The 26,513-nt window shown below is 69.1% G+C and carries 24 protein-coding genes; 10 read left to right on the top strand and 14 right to left on the bottom strand.

The window, feature by feature from the left end; genetic code table 11:
* Nucleotides 1–13: 13 nt before the first annotated feature.
* The gene (locus tag HUA78_RS39020) at nt 14–454 is read right to left on the bottom strand and encodes a hypothetical protein (protein WP_141646849.1); all 441 of its coding nucleotides are present in this window, start codon (nt 452–454) and stop codon (nt 14–16) included.
* Nucleotides 455–681: 227 nt separating this feature from the next.
* On the opposite strand from HUA78_RS39020, the gene HUA78_RS39015 reads away from it, so the two are divergent.
* Complete coding sequence (locus HUA78_RS39015; RefSeq protein WP_174462587.1) at nt 682–1,689, top strand: cupin-like domain-containing protein; 1,008 nt, start codon at nt 682–684, stop codon at nt 1,687–1,689.
* Nucleotides 1,690–1,707: 18 nt separating this feature from the next.
* Here the strand turns inward: HUA78_RS39015 and HUA78_RS39010 are convergent, their stop codons facing one another.
* A complete protein-coding gene (locus HUA78_RS39010) occupies nt 1,708–1,875 on the bottom strand; it encodes a hypothetical protein (protein ID WP_174462588.1) in 168 nt (55 codons plus the stop codon).
* Nucleotides 1,876–1,932: 57 nt separating this feature from the next.
* Between HUA78_RS39010 and HUA78_RS39005 the strand changes: the two genes are divergently transcribed.
* Together HUA78_RS39005 and HUA78_RS39000 are read left to right on the top strand one after the other, a co-directional pair.
* Nucleotides 1,933–2,988 (top strand): cupin-like domain-containing protein, encoded by a 1,056-nt coding sequence (locus tag HUA78_RS39005; RefSeq protein ID WP_174462589.1) that lies wholly within the window; start codon nt 1,933–1,935, stop codon nt 2,986–2,988.
* Entirely contained in the window at nt 2,985–3,884 is a 900-nt protein-coding gene (locus HUA78_RS39000) for a hypothetical protein (protein WP_174462590.1), read from the top strand. Before HUA78_RS39005 ends, HUA78_RS39000 begins: the two co-directional genes overlap by 4 nt.
* Here the strand turns inward: HUA78_RS39000 and HUA78_RS38995 are convergent.
* The 3 genes from HUA78_RS38995 to HUA78_RS38985 all read right to left on the bottom strand — a co-directional run bounded on the left by HUA78_RS38995 (nt 3,853) and on the right by HUA78_RS38985 (nt 8,381).
* Nucleotides 3,853–4,251: a hypothetical protein gene (locus HUA78_RS38995; RefSeq protein ID WP_141646845.1), complete on the bottom strand. Its 399-nt coding sequence runs from the start codon at nt 4,249–4,251 to the stop codon at nt 3,853–3,855. The genes HUA78_RS39000 and HUA78_RS38995 overlap by 32 nt on opposite strands.
* 8 nt (nt 4,252–4,259) lie before the next feature.
* Nucleotides 4,260–5,531 carry a hypothetical protein gene (locus tag HUA78_RS38990; protein ID WP_174478517.1) on the bottom strand — a complete coding sequence of 424 codons (1,272 nt, stop codon included), beginning with the start codon at nt 5,529–5,531 and terminating at the stop codon, nt 4,260–4,262.
* 84 nt (nt 5,532–5,615) lie between these two features.
* Nucleotides 5,616–8,381, bottom strand: coding sequence for a CHAT domain-containing protein (locus HUA78_RS38985; protein ID WP_174478516.1), 2,766 nt, complete (start codon nt 8,379–8,381; stop codon nt 5,616–5,618).
* A 199-nt stretch (nt 8,382–8,580) separates the two neighbouring features.
* On the opposite strand from HUA78_RS38985, the gene HUA78_RS38980 reads away from it, so the two are divergent.
* On the top strand, nt 8,581–9,531 hold the full coding sequence (locus HUA78_RS38980; protein ID WP_174478515.1) for an FAD-dependent oxidoreductase: 951 nt from the start codon (nt 8,581–8,583) through the stop codon (nt 9,529–9,531).
* A 1-nt stretch (nt 9,532) separates the two neighbouring features.
* Here the strand turns inward: HUA78_RS38980 and HUA78_RS38975 are convergent, their stop codons facing one another.
* Entirely contained in the window at nt 9,533–11,275 is a 1,743-nt protein-coding gene (locus HUA78_RS38975; protein ID WP_174478514.1) for an amidohydrolase family protein, read from the bottom strand.
* Between the two features lie 209 nt (nt 11,276–11,484).
* Between HUA78_RS38975 and HUA78_RS38970 the strand changes: the two genes are divergently transcribed.
* Nucleotides 11,485–11,817: a hypothetical protein gene (locus HUA78_RS38970; protein ID WP_246137600.1), complete on the top strand. Its 333-nt coding sequence runs from the start codon at nt 11,485–11,487 to the stop codon at nt 11,815–11,817.
* Nucleotides 11,818–11,900: 83 nt separating this feature from the next.
* A complete protein-coding gene (locus HUA78_RS38965) occupies nt 11,901–12,641 on the top strand; it encodes a peptidoglycan-binding protein (RefSeq protein ID WP_174459208.1) in 741 nt (246 codons plus the stop codon).
* Between the two features lie 16 nt (nt 12,642–12,657).
* On the opposite strand, the gene HUA78_RS38960 is transcribed toward HUA78_RS38965, so the two are convergent.
* On the bottom strand, nt 12,658–13,932 hold the full coding sequence (locus HUA78_RS38960) for an endonuclease/exonuclease/phosphatase family protein (protein ID WP_174459207.1): 1,275 nt from the start codon (nt 13,930–13,932) through the stop codon (nt 12,658–12,660).
* A gap of 256 nt (nt 13,933–14,188) precedes the next feature.
* Here HUA78_RS38960 and HUA78_RS38955 point away from each other — a divergent pair, with 256 nt between their 5' ends.
* The 4 genes from HUA78_RS38955 (at nt 14,189) to HUA78_RS38940 (ending at nt 17,239) form a co-directional block, all read left to right on the top strand.
* On the top strand, nt 14,189–15,001 hold the full coding sequence (locus HUA78_RS38955) for a hypothetical protein (RefSeq protein ID WP_174462594.1): 813 nt from the start codon (nt 14,189–14,191) through the stop codon (nt 14,999–15,001).
* A 37-nt stretch (nt 15,002–15,038) separates the two neighbouring features.
* Nucleotides 15,039–15,251 carry a helix-turn-helix domain-containing protein gene (locus tag HUA78_RS38950; RefSeq protein ID WP_254624142.1) on the top strand — a complete coding sequence of 71 codons (213 nt, stop codon included), beginning with the start codon at nt 15,039–15,041 and terminating at the stop codon, nt 15,249–15,251.
* Between the two features lie 183 nt (nt 15,252–15,434).
* On the top strand, nt 15,435–16,256 hold the full coding sequence (locus HUA78_RS38945; RefSeq protein ID WP_174478512.1) for a serine aminopeptidase domain-containing protein: 822 nt from the start codon (nt 15,435–15,437) through the stop codon (nt 16,254–16,256).
* On the top strand, nt 16,253–17,239 hold the full coding sequence (locus HUA78_RS38940) for a hypothetical protein (protein WP_174462595.1): 987 nt from the start codon (nt 16,253–16,255) through the stop codon (nt 17,237–17,239). The genes HUA78_RS38945 and HUA78_RS38940 overlap by 4 nt, the downstream gene beginning before the upstream one ends.
* A gap of 216 nt (nt 17,240–17,455) precedes the next feature.
* On the opposite strand, the gene HUA78_RS38935 is transcribed toward HUA78_RS38940, so the two are convergent.
* From HUA78_RS38935 to nth, 7 genes are all read right to left on the bottom strand, one after another.
* A complete protein-coding gene (locus HUA78_RS38935; RefSeq protein ID WP_174462596.1) occupies nt 17,456–18,091 on the bottom strand; it encodes a hypothetical protein in 636 nt (211 codons plus the stop codon).
* Nucleotides 18,092–18,287: 196 nt separating this feature from the next.
* A complete protein-coding gene (locus HUA78_RS38930; RefSeq protein WP_174465398.1) occupies nt 18,288–18,887 on the bottom strand; it encodes a hypothetical protein in 600 nt (199 codons plus the stop codon).
* Nucleotides 18,888–18,978: 91 nt separating this feature from the next.
* Nucleotides 18,979–19,539: a hypothetical protein gene (locus HUA78_RS38925; protein WP_174458912.1), complete on the bottom strand. Its 561-nt coding sequence runs from the start codon at nt 19,537–19,539 to the stop codon at nt 18,979–18,981.
* Between the two features lie 80 nt (nt 19,540–19,619).
* A complete protein-coding gene (gene xdhB / locus HUA78_RS38920) occupies nt 19,620–23,435 on the bottom strand; it encodes a xanthine dehydrogenase molybdopterin binding subunit (protein ID WP_174478511.1) in 3,816 nt (1,271 codons plus the stop codon).
* Nucleotides 23,432–24,265 (bottom strand): xanthine dehydrogenase accessory protein XdhC, encoded by an 834-nt coding sequence (xdhC, locus tag HUA78_RS38915; protein WP_174478510.1) that lies wholly within the window; start codon nt 24,263–24,265, stop codon nt 23,432–23,434. The genes xdhB and xdhC overlap by 4 nt, the downstream gene beginning before the upstream one ends.
* A 138-nt stretch (nt 24,266–24,403) precedes the next feature.
* On the bottom strand, nt 24,404–25,723 hold the full coding sequence (locus HUA78_RS38910) for a DUF418 domain-containing protein (protein ID WP_174478509.1): 1,320 nt from the start codon (nt 25,721–25,723) through the stop codon (nt 24,404–24,406).
* 90 nt (nt 25,724–25,813) lie between these two features.
* Nucleotides 25,814–26,446, bottom strand: coding sequence for an endonuclease III (nth, locus tag HUA78_RS38905; protein WP_174458916.1), 633 nt, complete (start codon nt 26,444–26,446; stop codon nt 25,814–25,816).
* Nucleotides 26,447–26,513 lie beyond the last annotated feature (67 nt).

The raw sequence follows: 26,513 nt of genomic DNA, 5'->3' as shown, positions 1-26,513 counted from the left end.
GTGGGGCCGCGGCTCACTGCACGTAGACGGGGCAGTAGCGCAGGAACTCCGTCACCGGAGGCTGGCAGAGCTGGAGGATGCGGGAGTCGGCACCGAAGCTCTTGCCGCGCGCCTGGAGATAGCAGGAGGCCGGGTCATCATCGCTTGTGGCGAACTGGCAGAGCTGGAGGGCCTGCGCCTGCGTCAGCGAGCCCTCGTCCTGGACACGCAGGAAGCATTTCGCGGGAGCGTTGGAGCGCGCGCCGCGACAGAGCTGCGTGGCCGCGTAGTCATCGGTGAGCCCGCCCTGGCTCGCGGCCGTGTAGCAGGAGACCTGAGGAGCGACCGCCTCCCCATCGTCGTCATCATCTTGCGCGAGCCCACTTGCCGGGGCCACGAGCAGGAGCACCACGCCCAACCCTCCCGAGCTGGTGTGCCGCAGAAAGGACCGGAACCTGGGGCTGTCTGATTTCATCGCGGGCCTCGTGCCGAGAATCTAGGGAGCACTCCGCGAGGGATGAGCAGGCGAGGCATGAGGCTGGCCCCCGACGGGGCGAGCGATGGGGCGCCACCCGGGCCCCCGCGCCCCCAGGACTCGGGGAAGAAAGCCCGGGCCCGAGGCGGGGACGCCTGCCTGGTGGGCTTGCCCTGGAGGACCGAGCGCCTTGTACAGTGCCCACCGCGATTGTCAGCGGAGGCGGCATGGCCGACGTGGCATCCAGCCTGGGCTCGGAGTGGCGGGCGTGGCTGGCGGAGAACGTGGTGCGAGGCGTGGCCTCGGAGCGACTCGTCGACACGCTGGTGTCGGCGGGCGTGCCGCTCGCGAGGGCTTGCGCGGAAATCGAAGCCACGCGTGCGCATCCGGCCGTGGCGGCGGGTCTGCGACGCATGGCCCCTCACGAGGACGTGCTCTGCCTGCTCGACACCCGCGTCGCGTTGCACCGTCACTCCGGACGGCACCAACGCCTGGAGCGGCGCACGGACGTGTCGGTGCACGAACTGATGGCGCGCTACTACCTGGCGCACGAACCCGTGCTCCTCGCGGGCTTCATGCGCGACTGGCCCCTGATGGCGAACTGGCGGCCGGAGGCGCTCTCCCGGCGCCATGGCCATGTGGAGGTGGAGGTCATGGCCGGCCGTGAGGCGCGCGCGGACCACGACGTGGAGCCGGATGCCTGTCGCGCGGTGATGCGCCTGGGCGAGTTCCTCCGCAGGCTGGAGGAGGGCGGCCCCAGCAACGACCTCTACCTCACGGCTCGCAACTTCGCCCTGGAGCGAGAGGAGCTGCGCGGGTTGCTCGACGACGTGCGCTATCCGCCGGGCCTGCTGCGCGAGTCAGCGCGGGCCGGTGCGGTGAAGCTCTGGGTGGGGCCCTCGGGCACTCGGACGGAGCTGCACCACGACCTGGGCACCGTCCTCTTCGGCCAGGTCTTCGGCCGCAAGCGCTTCCGCCTCATTCCCTCGTTCCACACGCACCACGTCTACAGCCACCTCGAGGTGTGGAGTCAGGTCGACGCGGACCGCCCCGACCTCACGCGCTTCCCCTCATATCGCGAGGCCGACGTCCTCGAAGTCGTCGTCGAGCCCGGCGACATGCTGCTGATTCCCGCGGGGTGGTGGCACTGGGTACACGCGCTGGACGTCAGCGTGTCCGTCACCTTCCAGGAGTTCGACGTCCCGGACGGCAATACGTGGTGGAAGCTGGGATGAACCGCTTCCGCCGTGCCGCTACTTCTCCAGTGGCGGTGTGGTGGGGGGCTCGGTGGGGCGCGTGCGCTCCTGCGGAGGCGCGGAATGACCTCCCGGATTGGGGACGATTCGCGGCGCCTGGCGCGTGGCCGGGTTGGGCGGCGGGTTCGGGACGATGGTTGGAGCAGGATCCTTTGACGTGGTCATGCGGTCCCCAATGCAACGTGGTTGCCTACCCGGGTGGTATATCGCACCCCGCGAACCATGACTCCTGACGAGCGCGAGAGCCTGCCGCCCCCGGTGCGTTCCTGGCTCGCTGAGAACTTGACCTCGGGCGTGGACCCGTCCCGGCTCGTCCAGGCCCTCCAGGCCCAGGGTCTGTCCGAAGCGCGGGCCCGGGAGGCGGTGGACGTCGTCTCGGCCCACCCCGCGGTGCGTCACGGTCAGCAGGCCGTCTCCCGGCGCCGGGAGCTGGAGTCGCTGCTCGAAGTCCGGGCCGCGCTCCATGCCCAGTGTCACCCGGGCCCGTCGCCCGTGGCCGTGGAACGACTGCGCCACCTGGCCCCCGATGCGTTCTTCGAGCGCTACTACATTCCCAACCGCCCCGTCGTCATCGAGGGACTGCTGGACGACTGGCCGGCGCTGACACGCTGGTCTCCGGAGTGGATGGCCGAGCGCTTCGGCGACGAGGAGGTGGAGGTCATGGCGGGCCGCGACGCGGAGCCGGACCCGGACTTCCATGCGGAGCGCCTGCGCCGGACGCTACCGCTGCGCGAGCTGGTGGCGCGCTTTCGTGACACCCGTGCCTCGGACGATGTGTACCTCGTGGCCCGCAACAGCCTGCTGCTGCGCGCCGCGTTCCGCCCGTTGCTCGACGACCTGCGTCCGCCCCGGGGCTACATCCATCCAGACCTGAGCGCTCCGGACAGCGTGCACCTGTGGTTCGGCCCCGCGGGGACCTTGTCGAAACTGCACCACGACCACCTCAACGTCCTCTTCTGCCAGGTGCTGGGGCGCAAGCGCTTCTGGCTGTCTCCGTCCTGCGAGACGCCTCGGCTCTACAACGACCGGGGCCTCTACAGCGCGGTGGACATCCTGGCGCCGGACGTGAGCCGCTTCCCGGACTTCGCGCGGGCCACACTGCACTCGTGCGTGGTGGGGCCCGGTGACGCGCTCCTGATTCCGGTGGGGTGGTGGCACGCGGTGCAGGCGCTCGACTTGAGCGTGTCGGTGACGTTCGTCAGCTTCGACAGGCCGGAGCGCAACGTGGAGTGGCGCGACTATTGGATTGGCCCCAGGCCAGAGAAGGTCCAGCGATGACGGATGCGGACAAGCACGTTCCCGCGGCGCGCGGGACGAACACGCTGGCGCAGGAGTGGCGGCGCTGGGTGGTGGAGAACCTGCTGCGCGGCGCGGAGGTCGACGACCTGGTGTCCGTGCTGGAGCGCTCGGGAGTTGACTCGGCGCTCGCGCGCGCGGCGGTGCATGCCGAGGCGGAAGACCCCTGCTACCAGGGCGCGGCGCGAGCCGTGGCCATGCAGCGCAAGCTGGAGGGACTGCTCGACCTCTACGGCGACCTCCATCGCCAGTCGCCGGGCCACACTCATGTCCCCCGGCACGACGCCCTGACGCCCGAGGACTTCTTCGAGCGCTACTACTTCCAGAACCTCCCTGTGGTGGCGCGCGCCACGGTGCTCGCGGACGCGGGCTCGAAGGACACGCTGGGGCAGCTGGGCGCACTGGCGCGCGTCGCCGAGGCCACGAGCGTGTCGCCCGGCGCCTTCGTCGTGCCCGCGAGCGCGAACGTGACGTCGAGCCTGCCGGTGCGTGCGCCCCAGGGGCTGGTGCTGGAGAGTGCGCCCGTGGGCCTGTGGTGGGAGGAGCCGGGCGCGGACGTTCCCTTGGCTCCCTCGCGCCGCAACATGCTGCTGGGGCAGGTGCACGGGCGCAGGCTGCTCCAACTGGTGCCCGCGTACGCGCTGCATCGCGTCCTGGGCTCGGCCTCGGTGCCCGAGGGTGTACCGCGAATGGAAGTGGAGCTGTCGCCCGGGGAGCTGCTGCTGTTGCCCGTGGGGTGGTGGTTCGCGCATCGCTCACCGGAGGGCGGCGCCGCCATCGTCTTCGAGTCCTTCGCCGCGCCCGAGCCCAACGTGTCGTGGACGCCCCGGCCGGAGTCCCGCGAGCCTACGCCTCCTCCTCGCTCTCGAGTCGACTGAGGAGCTGTCGGGCGAAATCTCGCAGCGCGGGAGCCGAGGGCTCGCGGTCCAATCGCTCCAGCGAGTCACGGATGGTGGCGAGTCGTCCGGCCTGCGCGAGAATCTTCAGCGCTCGCAACTGCACCAGCTCCTCGGGAGGCATGGAGTGGGGGACGGGAGGTTGTCCTCGCAAGGGGACACGGCCTCGCTGCGCAAGCAGGTCCACCAGCACACCCACGTCCTCATCCTCCAGCGTGCTGACGGCCGAGTCCCTGGTGGCGGCTTCCATCTGCTCCAGGGCGTCCATCAGTTCGCTCCAGGCGAAGCCGCGGTGCGGGGGTTTTCGCTCCGCCACCATCCGCCTGAGCTGTTCGCGTGTCGTCGGCATGACAACTCCTAGCGTGTCCACATGATGTCTATCTCCGGGACTTGCGCCGTCCCGACGGTGATGCCGAGCTCATTGCGCCCCAGGTCCACCTCCCAGAGTCTTCCGTTCGCGCGCAGCGTCCCCATGAGGAAGGGCAGCGTCGGGTGCAGGTATCGACGCCGGAACGACGACTCCTGGCCCAGTCTGACGGGCCGGCCATCGGCCGGGGGCAGCGGCATGTCCAGCTCCACCGCCTCTGTCCGGAAGCAGGCGTCGTAGAGATACAGCCGCCCCGAGTCCTCCAGGAAGTTGAGGCAGTGGCCGTCATCCCAGCCGGCCATGAAGACATACCGGGACGCGACATGGCCCAGCAGCTCCACCGGCTCGTCCGGTGCGAAGGGATAGCGCGCGCAGTCGAGGAAGCGTCCATACAGACGCGTCATGCGACTGGGCTCGAGCTGGTTGATGCCCGGCGCCACCGCCACCATTGCCTCCCAGCGCGCCTCGTCCGTGCGTGGGTCGTCCTTGGGCACCAGGTGCAGCGTGCGCCCTTCCAGCGTCACGCCCTGACAGTTGGCGAGCTGTTGGAAGAGTTGATACCAGCCGCCACACATGCCGCCGCCGACGGCCAGCATGTGGCGCACCGTCCAGGCGGGCACGCCGTAGCGCAGGCCCGTCTCCGGCAGTCCCCGCAGCAGCGCGTCGCAGATGTCCTTGCGCGACTCCAGCCCCGCACACCAGCGCGAGGACCAGCGCACCAGGGGCGCGTAGGCGCCAGAGGGGGGCGCGCCCTGCTCTCCTTGGCGCATGGGCGCGCCCGTGGTGAAGAACTCATGTCTGCTGTTGCCGAGGAAGAGCTTGCGCGTGCTTCCGTCCGCGTCCGTCCACTCCGCGACCCACTGGAGCTCCAGCGCGTGCGTGCCGATGTGATTGGGCAGCGACCGATTGAAGGACACGGGCTCCGCGAGCGTGCTCCAGCCCGCCGTGCGCTCCAGGCTCACCGGATGTGGCCCGAGCCAGCGGACGGGCGTTTCCAGGCCATTCGCCGAGGACAGCGAAGGGCCGAAGGCGCTCAGCTCGAACGAGGCGGGGACGAAGTGGTTCGCCAGCAGCGCGATTCGGACGGAGGGACGTGTCCCTCGGACGTAGGCCACGGGCTCCGCGCGGTGGCCTCGAATCCACTCGGGCTGTTCGCCCAGGCGGGTGTCCGTGACGGGACTCCACAATGCAACCGCGCCGCACTCCGCGTCTCCCCGGTCGAAGTGCAGGCTGTAGATGGCCAGCGGTTCCGCGTCGTGCATGTCCACCCCCCCCTTGTCCGTGCCGGAGGGGCACGGTCACTGCTTCACGCCTTCCGGAGACGCCCCCACGGGCCTCCGGTGGGCCTATTCATACAACAACACGCGCGTCACCCACGGCGCGCCCTTCACGTCGCGCAACCAGCGCAGCCGCTCCGCGCGCAGCGCCACCGCGGGCGTCGCACCCGCGTGGATGCGCTCGCGCACGCCCTGGAAGAACCGGCCCGCTGAGTCCGGAATGTCCACCGTCGCAGCGAACACCGCGCGAGCCCCCGCGCCCACGAATGCCTGGGGCAGCGAGGACGTCTGGTGAAGGAAGGGCGGCAGCCGCGCCGCGCTGCACGCGCCCAGCAGCACCACCGGCGAGCCCTCCAGGCGCACCTGCTTCAGCGCCTCCGAGGTGAGCGCATAGCGTCCGTCATACTCGGGAGCCAGGGCGATGACCGGTGCTTCGGACAGGCTGCGGTCCACCACGCCGTGCGCGTGGAACTCGATGTCGGTGGCTCGCGACATCGCCTCCAGCACGCGCGAGGGCGTGGCCTGGGCGCCAGACAGCTCCATCGACTGGCCGATGGGCGCGGGTGTGGACTCCCACGAGGACAGCCGCGCGAGCCCCAGGCCCGAGGGGGTCTCCACGTTGGCCACCACCACATGCAGCGGAGGAGGTGGCTTCTTCTTCGGCTCTGGCGAGGCGTCCATGGCCACGCGGTAGCTCCACGCCATCTCCGGCGGGAGCAGTCCGGAGCGGCTGTCCAGGGGCGGCGCCGCGAGCACCTCCACCCGAGGGCACGAGCGCAGCAACGTCAGCAGCTTCTCCGGCACCAGTCCGGAGAGGTCGTCCCCCAGGGGCTCCTTGCGTGAGGCGTCATGGTGCCCGAGCACCTGTCCCCGGGGACCGAGCGCCACCACCACCGTGCGCTCGGCTTCCGCCGCGGCGATGAGCGCACACTGCTTCGGGCTGGCGACGCCCAGATGGTCGGCCACGACGCCTGGCACCTCGGAGAAGGCGCCGGCCTCTCCGGCGGTGACGGCCATCGTCTGATAGGCCACCGCCACCGTGTCGCGTGCGTCCGCGTCCGTGTTCAGGTACGGCGCGGCCTGTCGGATGACGGCGGCGAGCCGCGCGTTGCCCTGCTTCCGGTCCTTCAGCAGCTCGAAGCGCGCCTGGACCAACTGGGCGAGCATGCGACGGCCGGGAGTCTCCCGCGTGGCGTGGGCTCGCGTCAGCTCCGCGCTGATCTGCTCCGCGTCCTCGGGCCGAGGGTCCAACCGCATGAGGTCGGTGAGTGTCCACGCGCCGATGAGACCCACGGACGGATTGCATTCCTGCGCGCGCGACAAGGCGCGGCGAGCCTCCTTGGGCCGCAGCCGCATCAACTCCAGGGCCGCGATGTTGCGGTGGACGTAGTTCTTCACGTCGCAGGTGTCCGGGGCGCGCGCCAGGTACTCGGACAGGTACGCGCGCGCGGAGGCGACGCGGAACTGGAAGCGCGCGGCCTGGGCGAGTGCGCGCAGGGCCGCCGACTCCAGCTCCCACTCGCCCATCGCCTGGGCTTCGCGCCAGCTCGCGCGGCCCGTGTCCTCGGCCTCCGACAGCCGGTTGGCGGACGTGGCCCGGTGGCTCACCTTGCGCAGCAGGTCCGCGCAGCGCGGGCGAAGCCGCTTCTCCCGGCACAGCGTCAGCGCGGCCTTGAGTCGCTGGTCCGCCTGCCAGGCTTCACCCGCGAGGCCCTCCTGCCGCGCGAGTTCGTCCTGGACCAGCAGGTGGATCCACGGGTCGTTCCACTGGCGCGCCACGCGCTCCAGCTCCTCGGGGGGACTCTGGGCCTCCGGCGTCAGCAGCCTCGCGCCGAGCAGCAGGTCATGTTCGCCCGCACCGCGCAGACGGGTGAGGTAGTCCGGGGACGCGGGTTGGCGCTCTCGCAAGAGGCGGGCGTACTCGGCGGCCAGGGGCGCGCGTCGCGTGAAGTCCCGCGTGGCGATGTTCCGCGTGTGGTCCGCCAGGGCCGTGCCGCCGTGGATGCGGTCCAGCAGCTCCGCCAGCGGGAGCAACGCCTGCACCCGGGCCGACGTGGGCGCGGTGCGCACGACGTCGTAGAAGAGGCCGCGAGAGATGCCGGGATGTCGGCGCGCCTCCTCCAAGGGGATGGGGAGGTTCGCGTCCTGGGCCAGCTGGGTGAGCGCGGTCCTCGTGCCGTTCCAGGACTCGGCCCGCTGGCTCACGGAGGCGCGCAGCCAGGACGCGTGCTCACGGGCCTCCGCGCTCCAGCCGGGCTCGCCCAGGGCGGCCACCTCGTCGAAGACGGACGCCGCGAGCAGGTGCAGCCCCATTTCGCGCAGCACGAGCGCCCGGTTCCACAGGGCCTGCGGATGACGGGGCGAGGTCTCCAGCAGGCCGTCGAGCCAGGTCAGGGCCTCGTCGTTGCGCTTCAGCAGGAAGGCGGCGACGGCCTGGTCGTTGTCGCGATTCAGCGATGGAGGCGCATGCGCCAGGTGCGCGAGGCCCTGCTGGGGATCTCCATGGAGCAGATAGGAGGCGGCGATGCCCGCCCGGTCTCCGCTCTCTTCCAGCCGGGCCAGCTCCCTCAGGGGAACGGCGATGGAGGGGCGCTCCTCGCGAGGCCGGACGTAGGGACGATGGACGTCCGCGGCCGGGACGCTGAGGCGCGGCTCCAGGGGGCGGGTGCGTGTGTCGGTGAGCCAAAGCAGCTCGTCACGACGGCCGGGCAGCGGGCCCGAGCGCGCGATGAGGATGGCCGGGAACACGAGCAGGGGGATGAGATGCCAGGCACGCAGGCGCGGCGCGCGTCGCCCGCGAGTAGACTTCCCTGGTGCATCCAGCTCGGCAGCCATTCGCTGGACCCTCCCCGTCGCTCCGCGTCCCATGGCGCGAAGCCATCACTCAGGCCCCGAGTCTTAAGCCAAGAAGCCTGACTGAGACAAATGGTGTTGGTGAAAGTCACGATGGGTTGGGGATGACGGCCTGAGTCATGACGACCCGGGCGGTGCGTCCGGGCGGCGGGTGGGTGCTCTCCGGCGCTAGGGTTGCGCCATGTTCATCGTCATCCTCGGCGGTGGTGTGTCGGGCCTGTCATGCGCCATCCGGTTGCAGGAGGCCGGGCACACGGTGGAGGTGTGGGCGCGAGAGCTGTCGCCTCACACGACGTCGGATGTCGCCGCGGCCGTCTGGTACCCCTATCGCGCGTGGCCGCAGGAGCGCGTCAGTGCCTGGGCGAAGCGGACGTACACGGTGCTGGCGTCACTGGCCCAGGAGCGCCCCGAGGCGGGCATCCTGATGGTCCCCGGCGTGGAGGTGTTTCGTCGTCACGTCGAGGATCCGTGGTGGCGCGACAGCGTGCCGGACTTCCGTCGGGCGCGGGCGGACGAGCTGCCTCCGGGACTGTTGGAGGGTTATCACTTCACCGCGCCCGTCATCGAGATGCCGCGCTATCTGCCGTTCCTCATGGCGCGCCTGCGCGAGCTGGGCGGCCACATCATCCAGCGAGAGGTGCGCTCCCTGGACGAGGCGTGGGCGAGCGCGTCCCTCGTCGTCAACTGCACGGGTCTGGGGGCTCGGGACGTCGTGGGAGACGAGACGCTCTTCCCCGTGCGCGGTGAGGTGCTCCGGGTGAGTCCTCCCCCCACGGACCGCTTCATCTTCGACGACGAGTGCGAGAGTGGCATGGCCTACGTCATTCCCCGCTCGCGGGACTGCATCCTCGGCGGCACGGCGGAGGAGGGGAACGCGTCGCTCGTCCCCGACGCGTTGAAGGCCCGGGCCATCCTGGAGCGCAACGCGCCGTTGCTTCCCGACGGCGCGAAGCTGGACGTGGTGGAGCACAAGGTCGGGCTGCGCCCTGGACGCCCCACCGTGCGACTGGAGGTGGAGGTCCTCGGGGAGCGCGTCGTGGTGCATGACTACGGCCACGGGGGCGCGGGCGTCACGCTCTCATGGGGCTGCGCGGAGGAGGTCGTCCAACTCGTCGCGGCCCACTCCCGCTGAGTCAGGCCCCCGCGCGGAGCACACGTCCGAAGCCGCGCTCCTGGCCCAGGGCCTGGGACACCGTGCCGGCGCTCACCGCCTCGCGTCCGGCGATGAGCACCGCCTTCACCGCGGCATCATTGCGGCGCACCAGCCGCACGAAGCCTCCGAAGTTCTCCATCGGCGCCTCGGCGATTTCGTCGAGCTTCTCGTCCAGACCGTCGGGATTGATGACGACCAGGTCGGCGCGCCGGCCCTCGGCGAGCACGCCCGCGTCCATGCCGAACCAATCGCCAATCTCTCCGGTGAGCCGATGCACCGCGCGCTCCACGGTCATGAAGGGCTCGCCGCGCTTCTGGGCTTCGCGCACCAGCCGCAGGAGCCGCAGCGGGAAGTTGTAGTGCGCCATGTTGCGCAGGTGGGCGCCCGCGTCCGAGAAGCCGACGAGGATGTCGGGGTGCTGGCAGATGAACTCCAGCTCCTTGAGCCTGTCATTGGCCATGACGGTGTACCAGCGCAGCGCGTCCCCATGCGTGGCCACCAGGTCCAGGAACACGTCCACCGCGTCGCGGCCCTGCTCCTGGGCCACCTGCGCGAAGGACTTGTTCACCAGGCTTTTGTCCGGGCACTCGAGGATTCGCGACTGGTTGAAGTCGCGGTGGAAGGCGCGCGGCAGGAAGCGGTTGGTCCACTGGCTGCGGAAGCGGGCGCGGTACTCCGGGTCCTTCAGCAGCCCCGCGCGGGAGGCCGCGTCCTGGAGGTGCAGGGCCGCCGCGCCCGCGCCGAACTCCTCGAAGACCACCAGGTCGATGCCGTCCGCCCACAAGTCGAACACCTCCGGCAGCGCCTGCCAGCGGAAGTTCGCGCCGAACAGCGTGTTGGCCGCGCGCGACAGGACGCCGATGAGCCGGTGGATGCCTCGGCTCGCGCGCGGGTCCATCATCGAAATGACCGTCGTCTTCAGCGTCTTGCGCCACAGGCCCATGCTCTCGAGCAGGAACAGCACCACGTTCACCTTGGTGCTGATGTTGGGCACGCCCTGGAACACGCGGCCCCGTGCGCGCAGGAGCTTCGTCAGCCGGCGGTACTCGCTCCAGCGGGCATAGGTGGAGGGCAGGGGACGGCTGCGGATGTCGCGCGAGCCGCCCATCTTGTCCCACTTGAGCGTCATGATGGACATGCCCAGGTAGCCCAGGTCCAAGCCCTCGGTGACCATCGCCTCCATGCGCCGCAGCTCGTCCTCGCTGGGGCGCAGCCCCGGCTCCAGGCTGCGATGCAGACCCATGGCGTGGGCGCGCAGCGCGGAGTGCCCCAGCATGGACGCGACATTGGGGCCCAGCGGAAGCGTCTCCAAGTGCTCCAGGTAGCCGCCCAGCGAGTCCCACGTCTTGCGCTGCTCCAGCAGCGAGCGGACGGTGTCGTAGGGGATGGCCTCCACGCGGCAGAACATGTCCGCCAGGTCCTCGGGCTTGCCCACCGCGAGGCTGAGCGAGCAGCTTCCCACCACCACCGTGGTGACGCCGTGGCGCACGGACTCGGAGAGCGACGGGGCCAGCTCCACCTCCGCGTCGTAGTGGGTGTGCAGGTCGATGAAGCCCGGAGTCACCCAGTGGCCGGCCGCGTCGATGACGCGCGTGTGCGGCGCGCGCTCAATCGGTCCTTCCGTGAGGGCGGCGACCGTGTCTCCTCGGATGCCCACGTTCAGCTTGCGGGGTGGGTTGCCTAGACCATCGAATACGAGTCCGTTCTCGACGATGAGGTCCATGGGCCGAGCCTAGGCCCGCCGTTCTGTCCACTTCCACCCGGAAGCCACCGACAGGAGGGCGGCAAACAGTCGGGCGCGGTGCGTCAGAGTGGATGTACGCCCCTGGAACGAGGAGCGGGGCGCTTGCTCGCAGGCCCGCTCTGGCGTGCTCCCATGCCTACCTTGCCGTCCGGACGACACGAACGCGACCTGCGCGCGGGAGGCGAGAGATGGCACGGACACGGTGGAAGTGGCTCACGCTGGTGGGCTTGGGCGCGTCGCTCGCGGCCTTCACGGGATGCGAGGACGATGAGGTTCGCGACAACTCACGCAATGTCGGCCGCGAGATGGGCAAGGCGGCGAGGGAGGTGCGTGACGGCACGCGCGAGGCGGCGAAGGACATGAAGACCGCCGCGGAGGAGGCCTCGCAGGGCTTCAAGGAAGGCGTTGGCGGCTCGGGTGCGCCGGGCGATGCGGCCACACCCGTGCCGAACCAGTCAGAGGAGGACCGGGAACGTTCGGTGGAAGACCGCGACGTGCCAGGTGAAGCACCTCCGCGTTGAGGTCACATGGGCCCTCCTGGCGCCGTGACTCGGCGCGGTGCCAGGATGACGCTCACGGCCATGCAGCGGCTGGCGGGGGCCCCATGAGCGAGCTGGAGCTGGACAAGGTGTATCGCCGGGGCGAGGAGTCCCCTGGCGTGCGGCGCATCCAGGAGTGGCTGACCCTGAATGGCTTCGCGGTCGCCATCGACGGGGACTTCGGCCCCGCCACGGAAGCGGCGCTCAAGCGGTTTCAGGCCAGGTCGAACGTGCCTGTCTCCGGGGTCGCGGACGCGGTGACCTTCGAGCGACTGGTGGCGCCGCTGCGCTCGGCGCTCTCCCTGGCTTCTCCGGCGGGCCGCTCCCTGGGCTCGCTGACGGTGGCGTATGCGGCGCAGCACCTGCGCCAGCTTCCGCGCGAGGTGGGTGGGAGGAATCGCGGCCCCTGGGTGCGGATGTATCTGGATGGCAACGAGGGCGCGTCCTGGTGCTGGTCCGCTGGCTTCGCGACCTTCTGTCTGCATCAGGCGGCGAGGACGCTGGGCGTGCCCATGCCCGTGGAGCGGACCTTCTCCAGTGACTTGCTCGCGGCGCAGGGGCGCGCGCGGGAGAGCTTCCTCTCCACGCAGAGCGCGCCGCCGGACCGCACGCGCATCCGTCCGGGCAGCCTCTTCCTGCGGCGCCGCACGCCCGGAGACTGGGCCCACGCGGGCATCGTCACCGAGGTGGACGAGGAGACCTTCCAGACCATCGAGGCCAACACCAACGACGAGGGCGCGCACGAAGGCTACGAGGTCTGTGCACGCACCCGGGGCTTCAAGAACGTGGACTTCGTCCTCGTGTGACGAGCGCTGCCTTGGCTCACGTGGGCTTGCCCGGTGTCGGCTTGCCGTCGCGAGGCTTCGCCGGGCGCGGCGTGTAGTGCGCCAGGACGGGCTGGTGGTCCGACGACTCGGTGCTCCGGTCCACCTCGAAGAGGACAGGCTCCAGCTCCGGGCTGGCGTAGAAGTTGTCGAAGCGCTTGCCTGTGGCGGGCACGATGCCCGACTCGTCCGGCAGCGAGGTGAGGGTGGCGCTGTCGGCGATGTCCTGGAGCCGCAGCCAGTGCTCGCTGCCTCGCGGAACCTTCCCGGAGCGCAGCTCCGAGCACGCCTGCTTCGGCGTCATCATCTCTCCGTCTGGCATGCGGACCCTTGCGACGGCGGCGTGGGCGATGGTCTCCGGCAGGCCCTGCTCCAGCACATGCAGCTCGTGCCGCAGCCGAGGGTCCGCGATGTTGCCCACGCCCGTGTCGCCCACGCTCGTGTGCGGCACGCCGTAGCGCACGGCGTACTCCTCCACCGTGTCCGTGTCGTCGTAGGTGATCAGGTGGGCCATCAACCAGGAGCCGCCGCGCTTGATGGCGGTGTTGGCGTTGAAGTCACCCAGCGCCACAGCGTGAGGGACCTCCCGGTGGCGCAGCAGCGTGTTGAGCTGCCTCAGGTTGTGCGCGTTGATGCCGGAGTCTCCCAGCGTGTGGTGCACGTTGTAGAGGACGACGGGCACACCCTCCACGTCCAGCCGGACGTACAGCGCGCCCCGGTCCTCCGGTAGCTCGCACGGGTCTCCGCCCCGGCGATGGATGGCGGCGGCGCGCTCGGCGTCGGAGAGGGAGTAGGTGAAGTGGGCCGCGTCCACCAGCGGATGCCGCGTGAGGAACGCCTTGCCGTTGATGAGCCTCGCGCCGTTGCCACCGTCATGACCGAAGTACGCCAGGTGGAAGCCGTACCGCGCCGACAGCAGCACGGCGATGGGGACGTTGGCCTCCTGAAGCCCGATGACGTCCGGCATGCGGCCCTCCGCCTCCAGCCCGTCGAAATACGCCAGCAGGGCTTCGCGGCGCTGTCCTCCGAGCAGGATGTTGAAGCTCATCACGGAGAGCCCGGGGCCCGTGGGCGGCCGGGACTCCGGGTGTCGGACGAGCAGCGTGCGCCCATCGCCGAGCTTGCGCTCCGTTGCCGGCAACTTGAAGGCGTCGAGGCTTGGCAGGGTGAGGGTGGGGTCCCTGCGAGGACGAGGCTCCTCGGCGCTGGTCGCCATGCGGCCAAGAAGGGGCCCCACGCCCGGCAGGTGCTCGAGGACCTCGGGCACCTTCATACGGGCTCCTGGGGCAGGCCCCTCCCACGAGGGGCGCGAAGCAGCGAGTCGTGCTGGCGAGCGACGGTGTCCACCAATCCTCCTGGGTGTCCTCAAGTTCGGTGCGGATCCTCCGACTCGCCAGGGGGCAGGCTTCTTGGAACGCGTGGTTCGGCCATTCTCGCCGGGACGGAAAGCGGGCGGGCGGCGAGGCCATGGCCTCCTCTGCGGCAGACCGAGAGGCAGAGCGGGGGCACCTCGTGGTTGAATGCTGAACATGATGCGGGTGTTGCTGCTGGTGATGTGTGCTGTGGGAGTGACGGCGTGCGCGACCACGACGTCCCGGACCGAATGGGCGCCGCCTTCGTGTGAGCCGGGCGCGCTGCTTCCCTGTGCGGAGTGGGGCGCCAAGCTGCTGCGCGAGGGAGACCGTCCCCGAGCCATCGAGGCCTACGGCAAGGCGTGCGAGGAAGGCGACCTGTCGAGCTGCATGACGGAGGGCAAGCTGCGCAAGGAGTCCGGCGACCTGTCCGGTGCGGAGCGTCCGCTCACCAAGGTCTACGAGACGGGCGACGTGGCTGCCGCCCTGGCGCTGGCGGAGGTGCACGAGGCGAAGGGTCAGGCCGTGGACCAGCAGGCCGCGGCCCGGCTGCGCCACCAGGCCCCCGCGATGGACAAGCCCGCGACGGAGGTGCTCTTCGCCATGCGGACGGGCAGCGAGATGGGCACGGGCCTCGAGCTGTCCTTCAACCTCCAGCCGATGGCCTTCATGGATCGCCGGCTGGGCTTCGGCGCGAACATGGTGTTCGGTGGGGAAGACGGGCTGGTGGAGACCAACGGCTTCGCCGCGTATCAGCACTACGTCTCGCCCTATGTAGTCCCCTATGCGCGGGCGATGGTGGGAGGCATGACGTCGGGGCAGGACACCTTGCTGAACCTGGGCGGTGAGACAGGGGTGAAGCTGTGCCTGGAGGACATTGGCCACCTGAACGTGGCCGCTGGTGTCTCACGCGCCAGCGGGGGCTACTTCTCGGTGGGCCTGGGGCTCAATGGCATCATTGTCCTCGCCATCCTGTTGCAGTACCGCTAGCGCCCGCGTCAGGAGTGGGAGTCCGAGCACGTAGGAGATGGCCGCCTTCGCGAGCCGGCTTGGGCTGCCCGTGGAAGAGTCCCTGCGCCGTGAGTTGTCTGGGACCTACCTGCGGCGGCGGATGTCCATCGCGGAGGTCTCCTTTCTCCTGGGCTATGCCGAGCCGGCCGCCTTCCATCGCGCCTTCACGCGCTGGTGGGGCATAAGCCCGGAGCGCTTCCTCCGAGAGCACCTTCCGGCTTCACCGTGATGCCGCCGTGGTCCTCCGCGCGTCTGGGTCTTTGGAGACCGACCATGCGTGCGTTTTGACTGCCGTGACGGTTCGCGGAGGGCGTCCGCGCGGTGGATTGCGGCGGTGACAAGGACTGTTTGACTCGCTTGGCGACGCGTTCCTAGCATCACGCGACATCAAGGCGGGGGACTCACCACTCACATGCCGGCATTGACTGAGTCACCTGGGTATCTCTCCCAGGGCGAGGACTCGCTTTACTACGTTCATCACCGGGCGCTGACGGAGCGTCGGGCGGCGGTGTTGCTGGCGGGGCCGTTGGGGCTGGAGCGGGCGCATGGCTATGTCGTGTGGGTGAGATGGGCGCGCTTCCTCGCGGCTCGGGGCGTGGAGGTGCTGCGTCTGGATTATCGAGGCTCTGGCGAGAGCACGGGGCGCTTCGATGAGATGACTTTCCCGCGCTGGGAAGAAGATTTGCGCACGGGGCTGGAGCACTTGCGGCGCGTGAGTCCCGGTGTGCCGTTGACGGTGCATGGACTTCGACTCGGTGCGTTGCTCGCGGCGCGAGTGTTCCGGACGGAGCCGGTGGAAGGGCTCTTGATGTGGGAGCCGCCGGAGTCGGGGCGGGCGCATCTGATGGAAGTGCTTCGCCGGAAGGTGGCGGCGGACAACCTGGAGGGGACGGGAGGGGAGGCTCGCTCGCGTGAGGACTACGTGACGGAGCTGGAGGCGGGGCGGCACGTGGAGGTGGAGGGGTTGCCCTGGTCTCGCGGTCTGTGGCGCAGTTCGGACGGCTACGGGCTGGCGGTCCCTGAGAAGGACGAGGCGCGGCCGTGGCGGGTGGTGCACCTGGATGGCCGTCCCGCGGAGCGCTTCCTGGCGCCGGGACGGAGCCGCTCGGTGAGGGCACCTCGGCCCTTCTTCTGGACGATGAGCAACCGGCTCTTGCCGGAGCTGGCGGAACTCTATGAGGACAGTCTGCGGTTCATCGCCGGGACTGGGGCGCGCCACGAGGTGCGGTCATGAGGGAGTTGATCCAGCTCGACGTGAAGGGCCACAGGTTGTGGGGGACGTTTCATCCTCCGGCGACGGGGACTCGACGCTCGGTGGGCGTGCTCTTCCTGAACCCCGGGCATGTGCCGCGCTCCGGGCATGGGGGGCTGTCGGTGCTCGCGGCGGAGAGGCTCGCGGCGCGAGGGTTCCCGTGCTTCCGAGTGGACCTGCCGGGGTTGGGGGACTCGGACGGTCCGTTGCCGGAGATGACGTCGGAGCTGTACCAGCTCGTGTGCAAGGGCGGCTTCGTCGAGGTGGCGAGCGAGGTGCGAGAGGAGCTCCAGCGGCGATATGGGCTGGAGGGGATGTTGATGGGAGGGCTGTGCGGGGCGGCGACGACGGCGCTGTATCTGGCGGACCGTGAGCCGGAGGGGGTGCGCGGCCTGTTCATGTTCGAGCCGGAGTTCTACCTGTCGGAGCAGGAAGCGGCGGCGGTGGGAGGGGAGGGGGCCGAGGTGGAGGTTGAGTCCTCGCGGCTGTCATTGAAGCGGGTGACGTCGAAGCTCTTTTCGTATTGGGGCTGGATGCGGATGCTGACGCGGGAGAACGAGTATGCGCGGCTGTTCAAGTACGTGCCGTTCCCGCGACAGAAGCTGCTCGATTTGTTGATGGACTGGGATTCGCTGCCGGCGGTGGCGAACGTGCCGCTGGTGCGGGCGTGGCAGCGGGTGGTGGAGCGCGGGCAGCCGGTGCTGGTGTTGACGGCGGAGGGCAAGCTGCGGGACGTGTTCTTCGACCGTATCCATCGCTCGGCGCTGGCGGATCTGCCACATCCGAACCTGTCGCGGATTCGCCTCAAGGGCACCAATCACATCTTCACGACGGGTGGTGCGATTGAGTCGTGTGTGGATCACCTGTGTCAGTGGGCCTCGGAACTCTTCCCGGGTTCCAACACCACGCACCTGCCCATCCCGCCCGAAGCTGTGCGTCCGGGTATCGAGCGGGTGGTGGGCTGAGGCGCGCAGCCGTCCAGTCTGCAAGCCGCGCCACACGTGATGGACGCGCTCAACTTGAGCACTGCCTGTCCACAGACGAAATGTTTGTGTGTGTGATTTTGTCGCGCGCGGCGCGAGAGCTCACTCGGAAGGGGCACACTTCGTGGGAGTCCGGTTCACGAGGCGCTCCGCCCCAGGGAGACAGGGGCGGGCGCCGGGACTCCGTGACGGGGCGCCTTACGGCAGGAAGTAGCGGACGCGGAAGCCAAAGACCAGGTTGGACTGGATGGGGTCGCGCGTAGCGAAGCCAATCACATACCGGTTACCAGCCACCACGGTATGGGCGGGTTGGGATGCGGAGAAGATGGGGAAGCTGGAGTAGCCACTGTTGAATGCCACTCCCGAGTTCTGCCAGGTACCACCGAAGCTGCTGAAGTACGACACGGCGAGGGTCGCATCGGCCGTGCTCCAGATGGCGGCTTCGAAGTATCCGACGGTGGAGGAGTCGTAGCCGTAGGCAATGGCTTCCTGGATCTGCGCACCCGACGGAAGATTCAGACCGCACACGTACGTATTGAGCGTGGCATTGGAGTTCACTGCGCACGGGAAGGTATTGTCGCCGTCCGTGCGCAGCGTGCCGCCGCCGCCGCAGGTCATCGGAGCTGGCGGAGGAGCGCTTCCCTGGTGCACGCAGGTGATGGCGGGGATGGAGACGGAGTACGTCCCGGCCAGCAGCTCCTGGTTTCCTGTCCGAGCGGGCGTTGTGGTCTGGGGGGCCTGCGGCTTGCCGCGCTCCTCGGCGGATGCCGTGGACAGCGTGGCGAAGGCGGTGAGCGCGGTCAGTGAACGCAAGGTCGACAGATGACGAGGCATGTTGATGTCCCCTGTTCGGAGCGCGTGGGTGGGGTGTTCGCGCGCCGAGCGTTCAGTAAATAACTTTTGGTGTTATTTCCGCAATTGCGGCTTTGTCGGATTGTTGCGGGGCTCACGCCAGCCGCCGGATCTTGAAGATGATGCCCTCGGAGTCGGGCGTGGTCCCTGTTCCGGCGCAGGGACCGACGCGGACAGCTCAGACCCGGTGGAAGAGGCTCAGTCCCCAGGCACTGTTCGACGAACCCTCCGCCTCTTCCTTGGTCACCCCCAGCATGCGCGCGAGCTGGGCGAACTCCTTGTCGCCGACGAGCTTGCGGATGGCTTCCGGGTCTCCTTCCATGAGCTTGTGGAAGTTGCTGAAGCGCCCCGAGACTTCGTAGTGCTCGCTGTCGCAAGACCAGTCGTGATTGCCAATCAGGCCGAGCTTCGCGGTCGTCTTGCCGTAGACCCGGGAGATGCCCGCTTCGTAGAAGCCGTAGACGACACCGCTGAGCGTGGCATCCCCGTGAACCTCCAGGTTGCCCTCCAGGTAGAGGTGGTGGGCCTTGAGCTGGCCCATGACAGCCAACGTGCCCGTCTCATCCGTCGTGACCTCGCCGCTCACCGTCAGGTCCCCCAGGACCAACAGCGCCCCCTCCGTCACGCTGAGGTCGCCCTCAATCACGAGGTCTCCCTCGTGAACCCAACTGTCATCACCGAGGACTCCCGCGATGTCCTCATCACCAATCTGCTCGAGGTCCTCGTCCTTCACGGGCCGGAGCTTCGGCTTCAGCGACTGCAGTGTCTGCTCTTTCAAGTCACGTCTCCACGTTCAACGATGAATCGGCGCCCAGGACCTACGTCGCGACCAGTCCCGTCTCCGTCTTGCTCCGAGACTCGCGCTTTGCTCAGACCCGGAAGAAGAGCTTCATTCCGTAACCATCGCACTCCGTATCCTCGTCGGACAGACCCAGCATGGGCGCGAGAATGGCGAACTCCTTGTCGCCCATGAGCTGGCGGATGGCATCGGGGTCTCCCTCCTCAATCTCGACGAAGTTCGAGAAGCGGCCAGAGACCTCGTAGTGCTCGTCATCGCACTCCCATTCATGGTCGCCGATGAGACCGAGCTTCGCGGTCGTCCGTCCGTCGACCTGTGAATTGCCCGCTTCGTAGAAGCCGAAGAGGGCGCCTCGGAGCGCAACGTCCTTGTGCACCCGCAGGTCGCCTTCCAGATAGAGGTGGCGGGCATCGAGTCGACCCGTGACGACGAGCTTGCCGCTCTCGTCCGTCCCAACGGCATCGCTGACCCTCAGATTTCCCAGAATCAGCAACGCCCCCCGCTTCACCTCAAGCTCCCCTTCGAGCACCAGGTCTCCCTCGTGGACCCAGGTGTCACCGTCGAGGAACGTCGCGTGCTCCTCGAGCAGGAGGTCCGCGAGGTCCCCGGCCCTCCGAAGCCGAGGCTTCAACGACTCCAACGTATGTGTCGTCACATTGCTCCTGCTCTCGTGTGGTGAACGGCGCCTCGTTCCCACGGGGCGCCAGGAAGCTATGCCGCGACCACCAGCCGCGACTCAGACTTGCTCCGGGCCTCACGCCGCTGGATGGCCAGGAACAGGGCCTCGTGCGTGGCGGGAGCGGCCAGCTCCACCTCTCCGCCCGGAGCCCCGAACGCACCCACCGCATCCCTCAGCGCCTCGCGCACCGACAGCGCCAGCATCAGCGGCGGCTCGCCCACCGCCTTGCTGCCGTGAATCGTGTTGTGCTGCCGCGCCCGCTCCAACAGCCGCACACGGAAGTCCACCGGCGCATCGCTGAACGCGGGCACCGGATACGTGCTGGCCGAGTGCGTGAGCAACCGTCCCTTCGCATCCCAGCGCAGGTCCTCGCCCGTCAGCCAGCCCATGCCCTGGACGAAGCCGCCTTCAATCTGCCCCCGGTCCACACCCGGATTGAGCGAGTCGCCCACGTCCTCCAGCACGTCCACCCGGAGCACCCGCTTCATGCCCGTGTGGCCGTCCACCTCCACCTCCGTCACCGCCGCGCCATACGCGAAGTAGAGGAACGGCTTCCCTCGGCCCTTCGCCTTGTCGTAGCCGATGCCCGGCGTCTGGTAGTAGCCCGTCACCGAGAGCCCCACGCGCGCCAGGTACGCCGCGTCCACCACCTCCGCGAAGGACACGGACGCATCCGCTACCCCTACGCGCCCGTCCTGGAACACCACCGCCTCCGGAGCCACGGTGCGCCCGTGCCGCTCCGACAGCAGCTTCACGGCCACCGGCACAAGCCGCCCACGCAGCGTGACGCACGCCTCGCGCACCGCCGCGCCGTTCAGGTCCGAACCCGACGAGGCCGCCGTGGCGGAGGTGTTGGGCACCTTGTCCGTCACCGTCTTCGCCACCCGGATGGCGTCCGCTGGCAATCCCAGCTCGCGCATGGCCACGCCCTGAATCTTCGTGTGCAGGCCCTGACCCATCTCCGTGCCGCCGTGCGACAGCATCACCGAGCCATCCCGGTACACATGCACCAGCGCGCCCGCCTGATTCAGGAACGTCGCAGTGAAGGAGATGCCGAACTTCATCGGCGTCATCGCCAGCCCGCGCTTGATTCGCGGTGAGCGGGCATTGAACTCCTCCACCTCCCGACGCCGACGCGCGAAGTCCGCCGAGTCCTTCAGCTCACGCCACAGGTGCGGCAGTCGCTCGTCCTCCAGCTCCTGTCCGTAGTGCGTCGTGTTCGTCTCACCGGTGCCTCGGTAGAAGTTGCGCTCGCGCACTTCCTCCGGCGGCAGGCCCAGCGTGCGCGCCACGCGGTCGAGGACCTCCTCACCCACCAGCATCCCCTGCGGACCCCCGAAGCCACGGAAGGCCGTGTTGGACACCAGATGCGTCTTCGCCACGCGGCCCGTGTAGCTCATGGCCGGGACGTAATAGGCGTTGTCCAGGTGGAAGAGGGCACGGTCGGTAATCGACTCGGACAAATCCAGCGACCAACCCGCGTTGGACACGAGCTGCGCGCGCAGAGCGAGCAGCTTGCCCTGCTCGGTGAAGCCCACCTCGAACGTGGCATGGAACGGATGGCGCTTGCCCGTCACCGCCATGTCCACGTCCCGGTCCATCATCCACCGCACCGGCCTGCCCGTGTGCCACGCGGCCAGCGCGACAATGGCAGCGGGTGAGTTGCCCTGCGTCTCCTTGCCACCGAAGCCGCCACCCATGCGCGGTGACTGCACCACCACGCGACTGCGCGGCAGGTGCAACACGTGGGAAATCACCGCCTGCACCTCGGACGGGTGCTGCGTGGAGGACACCACCGTGATGTCACCGTCGTCGCCCTTCTCCGCGAAGGCCGCCTGCGTCTCCAGGTAGAAGTGCTCCTGTCCGCCCATCGTCACCGTGCCGGACAACCGACGCGGGCTCGACGCGAGCGCCGCGTCCACATCGCCGCGCCGGATGACGTGCGGCTCCGTGTGGTAGCTGCCCTGCGCCATCGCGTCTTCCACGGTGAGGATGGCCGGCAGCGGTTCGTACTCCACCACCACCTGCTTCGCGGCCTCGCGGCACGCGTCGATGCTCTCTCCCACCACCACGGCGACAATCTGCCCGTGGAACAGCACCTCGTCCTTCGCCAGGAGCGGCTCGTCGTGGCGGATGGGCCCCGTGTCGTTCATCCCGGGGATGTCCTCCGCGAGCAGCACCGTCACCACGCCCGGAAGCGCCCTCGCGGCCGTCGCGTCCCTGCGCAGGATTCGCGCGTGCGCATGGGGCGAGCACACCGGCCACACCTCCAGCATGGGCCGGCCCTGCGCCACATCGTCCACGTACTTCGCGGCCCCCGTCACATGGCCCAGCGCGCTCTCATGTCGCAGCACGCGGCTTGCGTCCGTGGGCGCCTCGGCGTCTCCCGTGACGAAGCCCGGCGCCGCGTCCAGCGAGGGGCTCTGCTCCCCCGAGAAGAACTTCTCGAACAGGCTCACGATGAGCCCGCGTCGGTACTCTGCGCTCCCGCGCAAGTCGCTGATGGGGGACAGCTCGCCCGAGAGCACGGGCAGCACCTTGTCCACCGTCTCCCGGGTCCACGGCTGGTCGACGAGCAGCTCCTCGGTGCGTCGCGCGCGAATGGGCGTGGCCGCCACGCCGCCGTACCCGAGCCGCGCCGTGCGCACCACACCGCCCGCATCCAGCTCCACGCAGAAGCCCGCGGCGACGATGCTGATATCCAGCTCGCGCCGCTTGGACACCTTGAACGAATCCGACACCCGCCGGAGTCCACTGGCCGCCGAAGGCGCATGCGGGATGACGATGAAGCGCACCACCTCGTCCACCTGGAGCGCCGTCTTCCGGTACGCGAGGAAGAAGTCCGACAGCGCCACCGTCCGCTCGCCCTTCACGGACGACAGCACCATCCGAGCATCCAGCGCGAGCAGCACCGGCGCCAGGTCGCCAATCGGCGACGCCGTCACCAGGTTGCCCGACAACGTGGCCCGCTGCCGGATCTGTCGCGAGGCGAAGACGTTGAGCATCTTCCCTATCTCGGGCACGTCCTTGCCGAGCGCATCCTCCAGGTCCACGAGCGTCGCCGCGCCGCCCACGTACCAGCCGTCCGCTTCACGGCGGATGGCGCGCAGGGACTCCACGCCCTCGGTGGAGATGAGGAACGGAAAGCGCCGGGCCTTCTTGGTGATGTCCACGCCCACTTCCGTGGCGCCCGCCACGAGCAGCGCCTCCGGATGCGCGGCCTTCAGCGCGAGCAGCTCCTCCCACGACGTGGGCCGCAGGAACTTCTGGCCGCCGGCCTCATAGCTCAGCGCCGACACCGGCGAAGCAGGGCCCCCGAGCGACGTGCCCGGCAGTGGCTGCAATCCCACCGCCGCATCCCTCGCTGCGAGCGCCTCCATCATCGCATCGCGGATGGGCCGATACCCGGTACAGCGGCAGATGTTTCCACAGAGCTGGTCCGCCACCGTCTCCGGGGTACAGACCTCCGGCCGCGAGTACGCCTCCGCCATGGAGACGATGAAGCCCGGCGTGCAGAAACCACACTGCGAGCCGTAGTGCTTCACCATCGCCTGCTGCACGGGATGTGGCTTCTCGCGCGAGCCCACGCCCTCCACCGTCACCACCTCGCGCCCGGCCACCATGGGCACCAGGGTGATGCAACTGTTGAACGCGCGCAGGCAGCGGTTGCCCTGGGCATCGCGGTCCACCATCGCCACGGTGCACGCGCCACAGTCCCCCTCGGCGCAGCCCTGCTTCGTTCCCGTGGCGCCTTGGGCGCGCAGGTAGTCGAGCAGCGTGGTGTTGGGCGACACGTCCTCGACGCGGACCAGGCTCCCGTTGAGCCGGAACTCGAACATGGTGCTCATTCTCCAGACGAAACCCCGCGCAGGCGGGGCGGCTCCGAGGCGGATGGCTCGGGGCGGGTTTCAACGAAAGGTTGGTGGTGGAGCTGGAGCAGCCCCGCGGCGATGCTCACCGCGACTTCCTGGGGGGACTTGCCCCCCAGCTCCAGCCCCATGGGGCACTGCACCCGGCTCAGCAGCGTCGCGGGCACGCCTCGCGCCTCCAGCCGCTGCCGGAAGCGCGCCCACTTCGTCTTGCTGCCGATGAGGCCGATGTAGCGCGCGGGCTTCTCCAGCGCGGCCGCGATGATGTCCTGGTCCAGGTCATGCCGGTGCGTCATCACCGCGACGTACGTCCGGCGCGCGTCCCACACGGCCTGGGCCACGAAGTCCTCCCAGGACTCCTCGTGGCGCGTCACCGCCGCGGGCACGCGCTCGCCGTGGAGCCACTCGGGGCGCTCGTCCACCAGGTGTACGCGGAAGGGGGTCCCATCGAGGATGCGGCACACCGCCTGGCCCACGTGCCCGGCCCCGAAGAGGTACAGGCGAGGCCCGTGGTTGACGGGCTCCACGAAGATGTCCACCACGCCCCCACAGCACTGGCCGAGCTTCGCGCCCAGCGGATAGCGATAGGAGCGGGACTCGCCGCGCTCCAGACAGGCCCGCGCGTCGGCGAGCACCAGTTGCTCCAGGTGTCCGCCGCCCACGGTGCCGTGGAACGCGCCGTCCCCACGCACCAGCAGCTTCGCGCCGGGCTCGGCGGGGGTGCTTCCCTGGCACGCTGTAACGGTGGCCACGGCGAAGGGCGCATCCTCGCGCGCCCACTCGCCCAGCTGGCGGACCCAATCCCACATGGTCCCTGTGAGTCTGCCACACCCGGAGTCCGACGGGGATGACTCTCACCCTGAGTCCGTGGGCTGGACGACGGCCTGGTGTCCAGGCCGCCCCCTGGGGATGTCCCGGGGCCCTCTCCCTGGGGCTCCGCGCCGAGCCTACGTGGCCACCGCCGCGCCGGCCGCCTCGGTGCTCCGGCGCATGGGCTGGAGCTTGCCGTACGTCAGGGAGCGCCACACCCACTCCATGGGCCCGAAGCGGAAGCGCGCGAGCCACAGGTGGCTCCACACGATTTGAACGGTGAAGACCCCCAGGCAGTACACGATGCTCATGCTGGGCGTCAGCTTGCCGACGAGCCCCAGGCCGTAGCCGTAGAACACGAGGATGCTGACGACGGACTGGCTCAGGTAGTTGGTCAGCGCCATGCGGCCCACCGGCGCGAGCACGGACAGGATTTTCTGCCCCGTCGCGCGCTGGAAGAGCAGGGTGATGCCCGACACGTACGTCGCGGCGATGCCCACCTCACCCATGGCGCGCACCGGGGCCAGCACCATGGGCAGCCACACGGGCAGCGTCTCCGGATTGATGATCTTGCGCAGCACGAGCTGCTGCGTCACCACGCCCACGCTGCTGCCCAGCACGCCCAGTCCCAGCGACCAGAAGAACAGGCGGCGGAAGAAGGCCACGTGCTGGGGCGCGTCATGGAACAGGCGCTTGCGGCCCGCATAGAAGCCCAGGAGGAAGCGGCCCAGCAGCGCCAGCGAGTTGACGCACATGATGAGCAGGAACTCGCGCCGGTAGAACGACAGGCCGCCCTTCACCACGGCCCACCAGTTCCCGTTCTGGAACACCGACAGGGTGTCCGCCTTCAGGGCCGCGGAGCGCTCCGTCTCCAGCTTCGCCAGCGCGGCGGCGGCCTCCGGCGTGGCGGCCATCAACTGCGGCAGCTTGAAGATGACCGCGCTCACGATGGGCCACGCGAAGAGCAGCACCGCGGCGACCTTGAGAATCGTCCGGTCCTCCCGGCGCCGGAACAACAGCAGCCAGAAGCCCAGCAGCGCGTAGTTGCTGAGGATATCTCCGTACCAGATGAGCGTCAGGTGCGTGAGCCCCAGCAGGAGCATCACCCCGAGCCGGCGCACATAGAGGCGCGTGACGGGCGAGCCCCGCGCCTCCGCTCGGCCCATCTGCACCGCGAAGCCCAGTCCGAAGAGGAACGAGAAGATGGTGATGAACCGCCCGCTCACCAGCGTCGTCACCACGGGCAGGAGCACCTTGTCGAGCATCGTCCCATTTGCGAACAGGGACTCGAGTTGCTCCCGGGGCATGAAGGCCCGGCCGCTGAACCACATAAACGTATTGGAGATGAACACGCCGCACAGCGCGAAGCCGCGCAGCGTGTCGAGCAACACCAGGCGCTCGCCCGAATCGACCGGGCGGGCCTCGGCGGTGGTCACCGCGGAAGGAGCAGAGGTCATGTGTTCGGAAAGAACGCCTGAACCTGAGCTTTATTGCCGGTATTCCACGGCAGCGGTGAATTGCGCGCGCTTCGAGCGAGTCGGGTGGGTCTACACGCCGATGCGTGGGCAGATGTCCTTCACGATGCACTCGTCGCACTTCGGCTTCTTGGCGGTGCAGGTGTAGCGGCCGTGCAGGACGGTGGCGGGGCCGAAGAAGGTCCACGCGTCCTGGGGCACCAGCTTCATCAGGTCCTCTTCAATCGCCTCCGGCTTTTCGTGCTTCGTCAGGCCCAGACGCTGGCTGACGCGGGCGACGTGCGTGTCGACGATGATGCCGGAGGCCAGGTTGAAGGCGGTGTTGAGGACCACGTTGGCCGTCTTGCGCGCCACGCCGGGCAGCGTCACCAGCTCCGCGACAGTGCGGGGGACCTCTCCGCCGAAGTCCGCGATCAGCGCGCGGCTCATGGCCTGGACGGATTTGGTCTTCTGCTTGAAGAACCCGGTGGGCTTGAGGTCTTCCTCCAGCTCCGCGGTGTCGGCGTCCGCGAAGGCCTGGGGGCCCGGGTATTTGGGGAACACGGTGGCGGTGACGCGGTTGACGCGCTCGTCGGTGCACTGCGCGGCGAGGATGGTGGCGACGAGCAGCTCGAACGGCGTGGACCAGTTGAGCTCGTAGCGTGCGTCGGGGTGCTTCTCACGCAGGCGCTCGAGGAGGAGGGCGGCTTTCTCAGCGGGTTTCATGGGGTGTGGAGGGCATCCTACCCGGGATGTCTGACAGGCACGGGCTCGGAAGTGGCGGCGCGGTGGC

The organism is Myxococcus sp. CA033 (assembly GCF_013336625.1).
GTDB lineage: Bacteria > Myxococcota > Myxococcia > Myxococcales > Myxococcaceae > Myxococcus > Myxococcus llanfairpwllgwyngyllgogerychwyrndrobwllllantysiliogogogochensis.
This window is presented reverse-complemented; position numbering and strand designations above follow the sequence as displayed.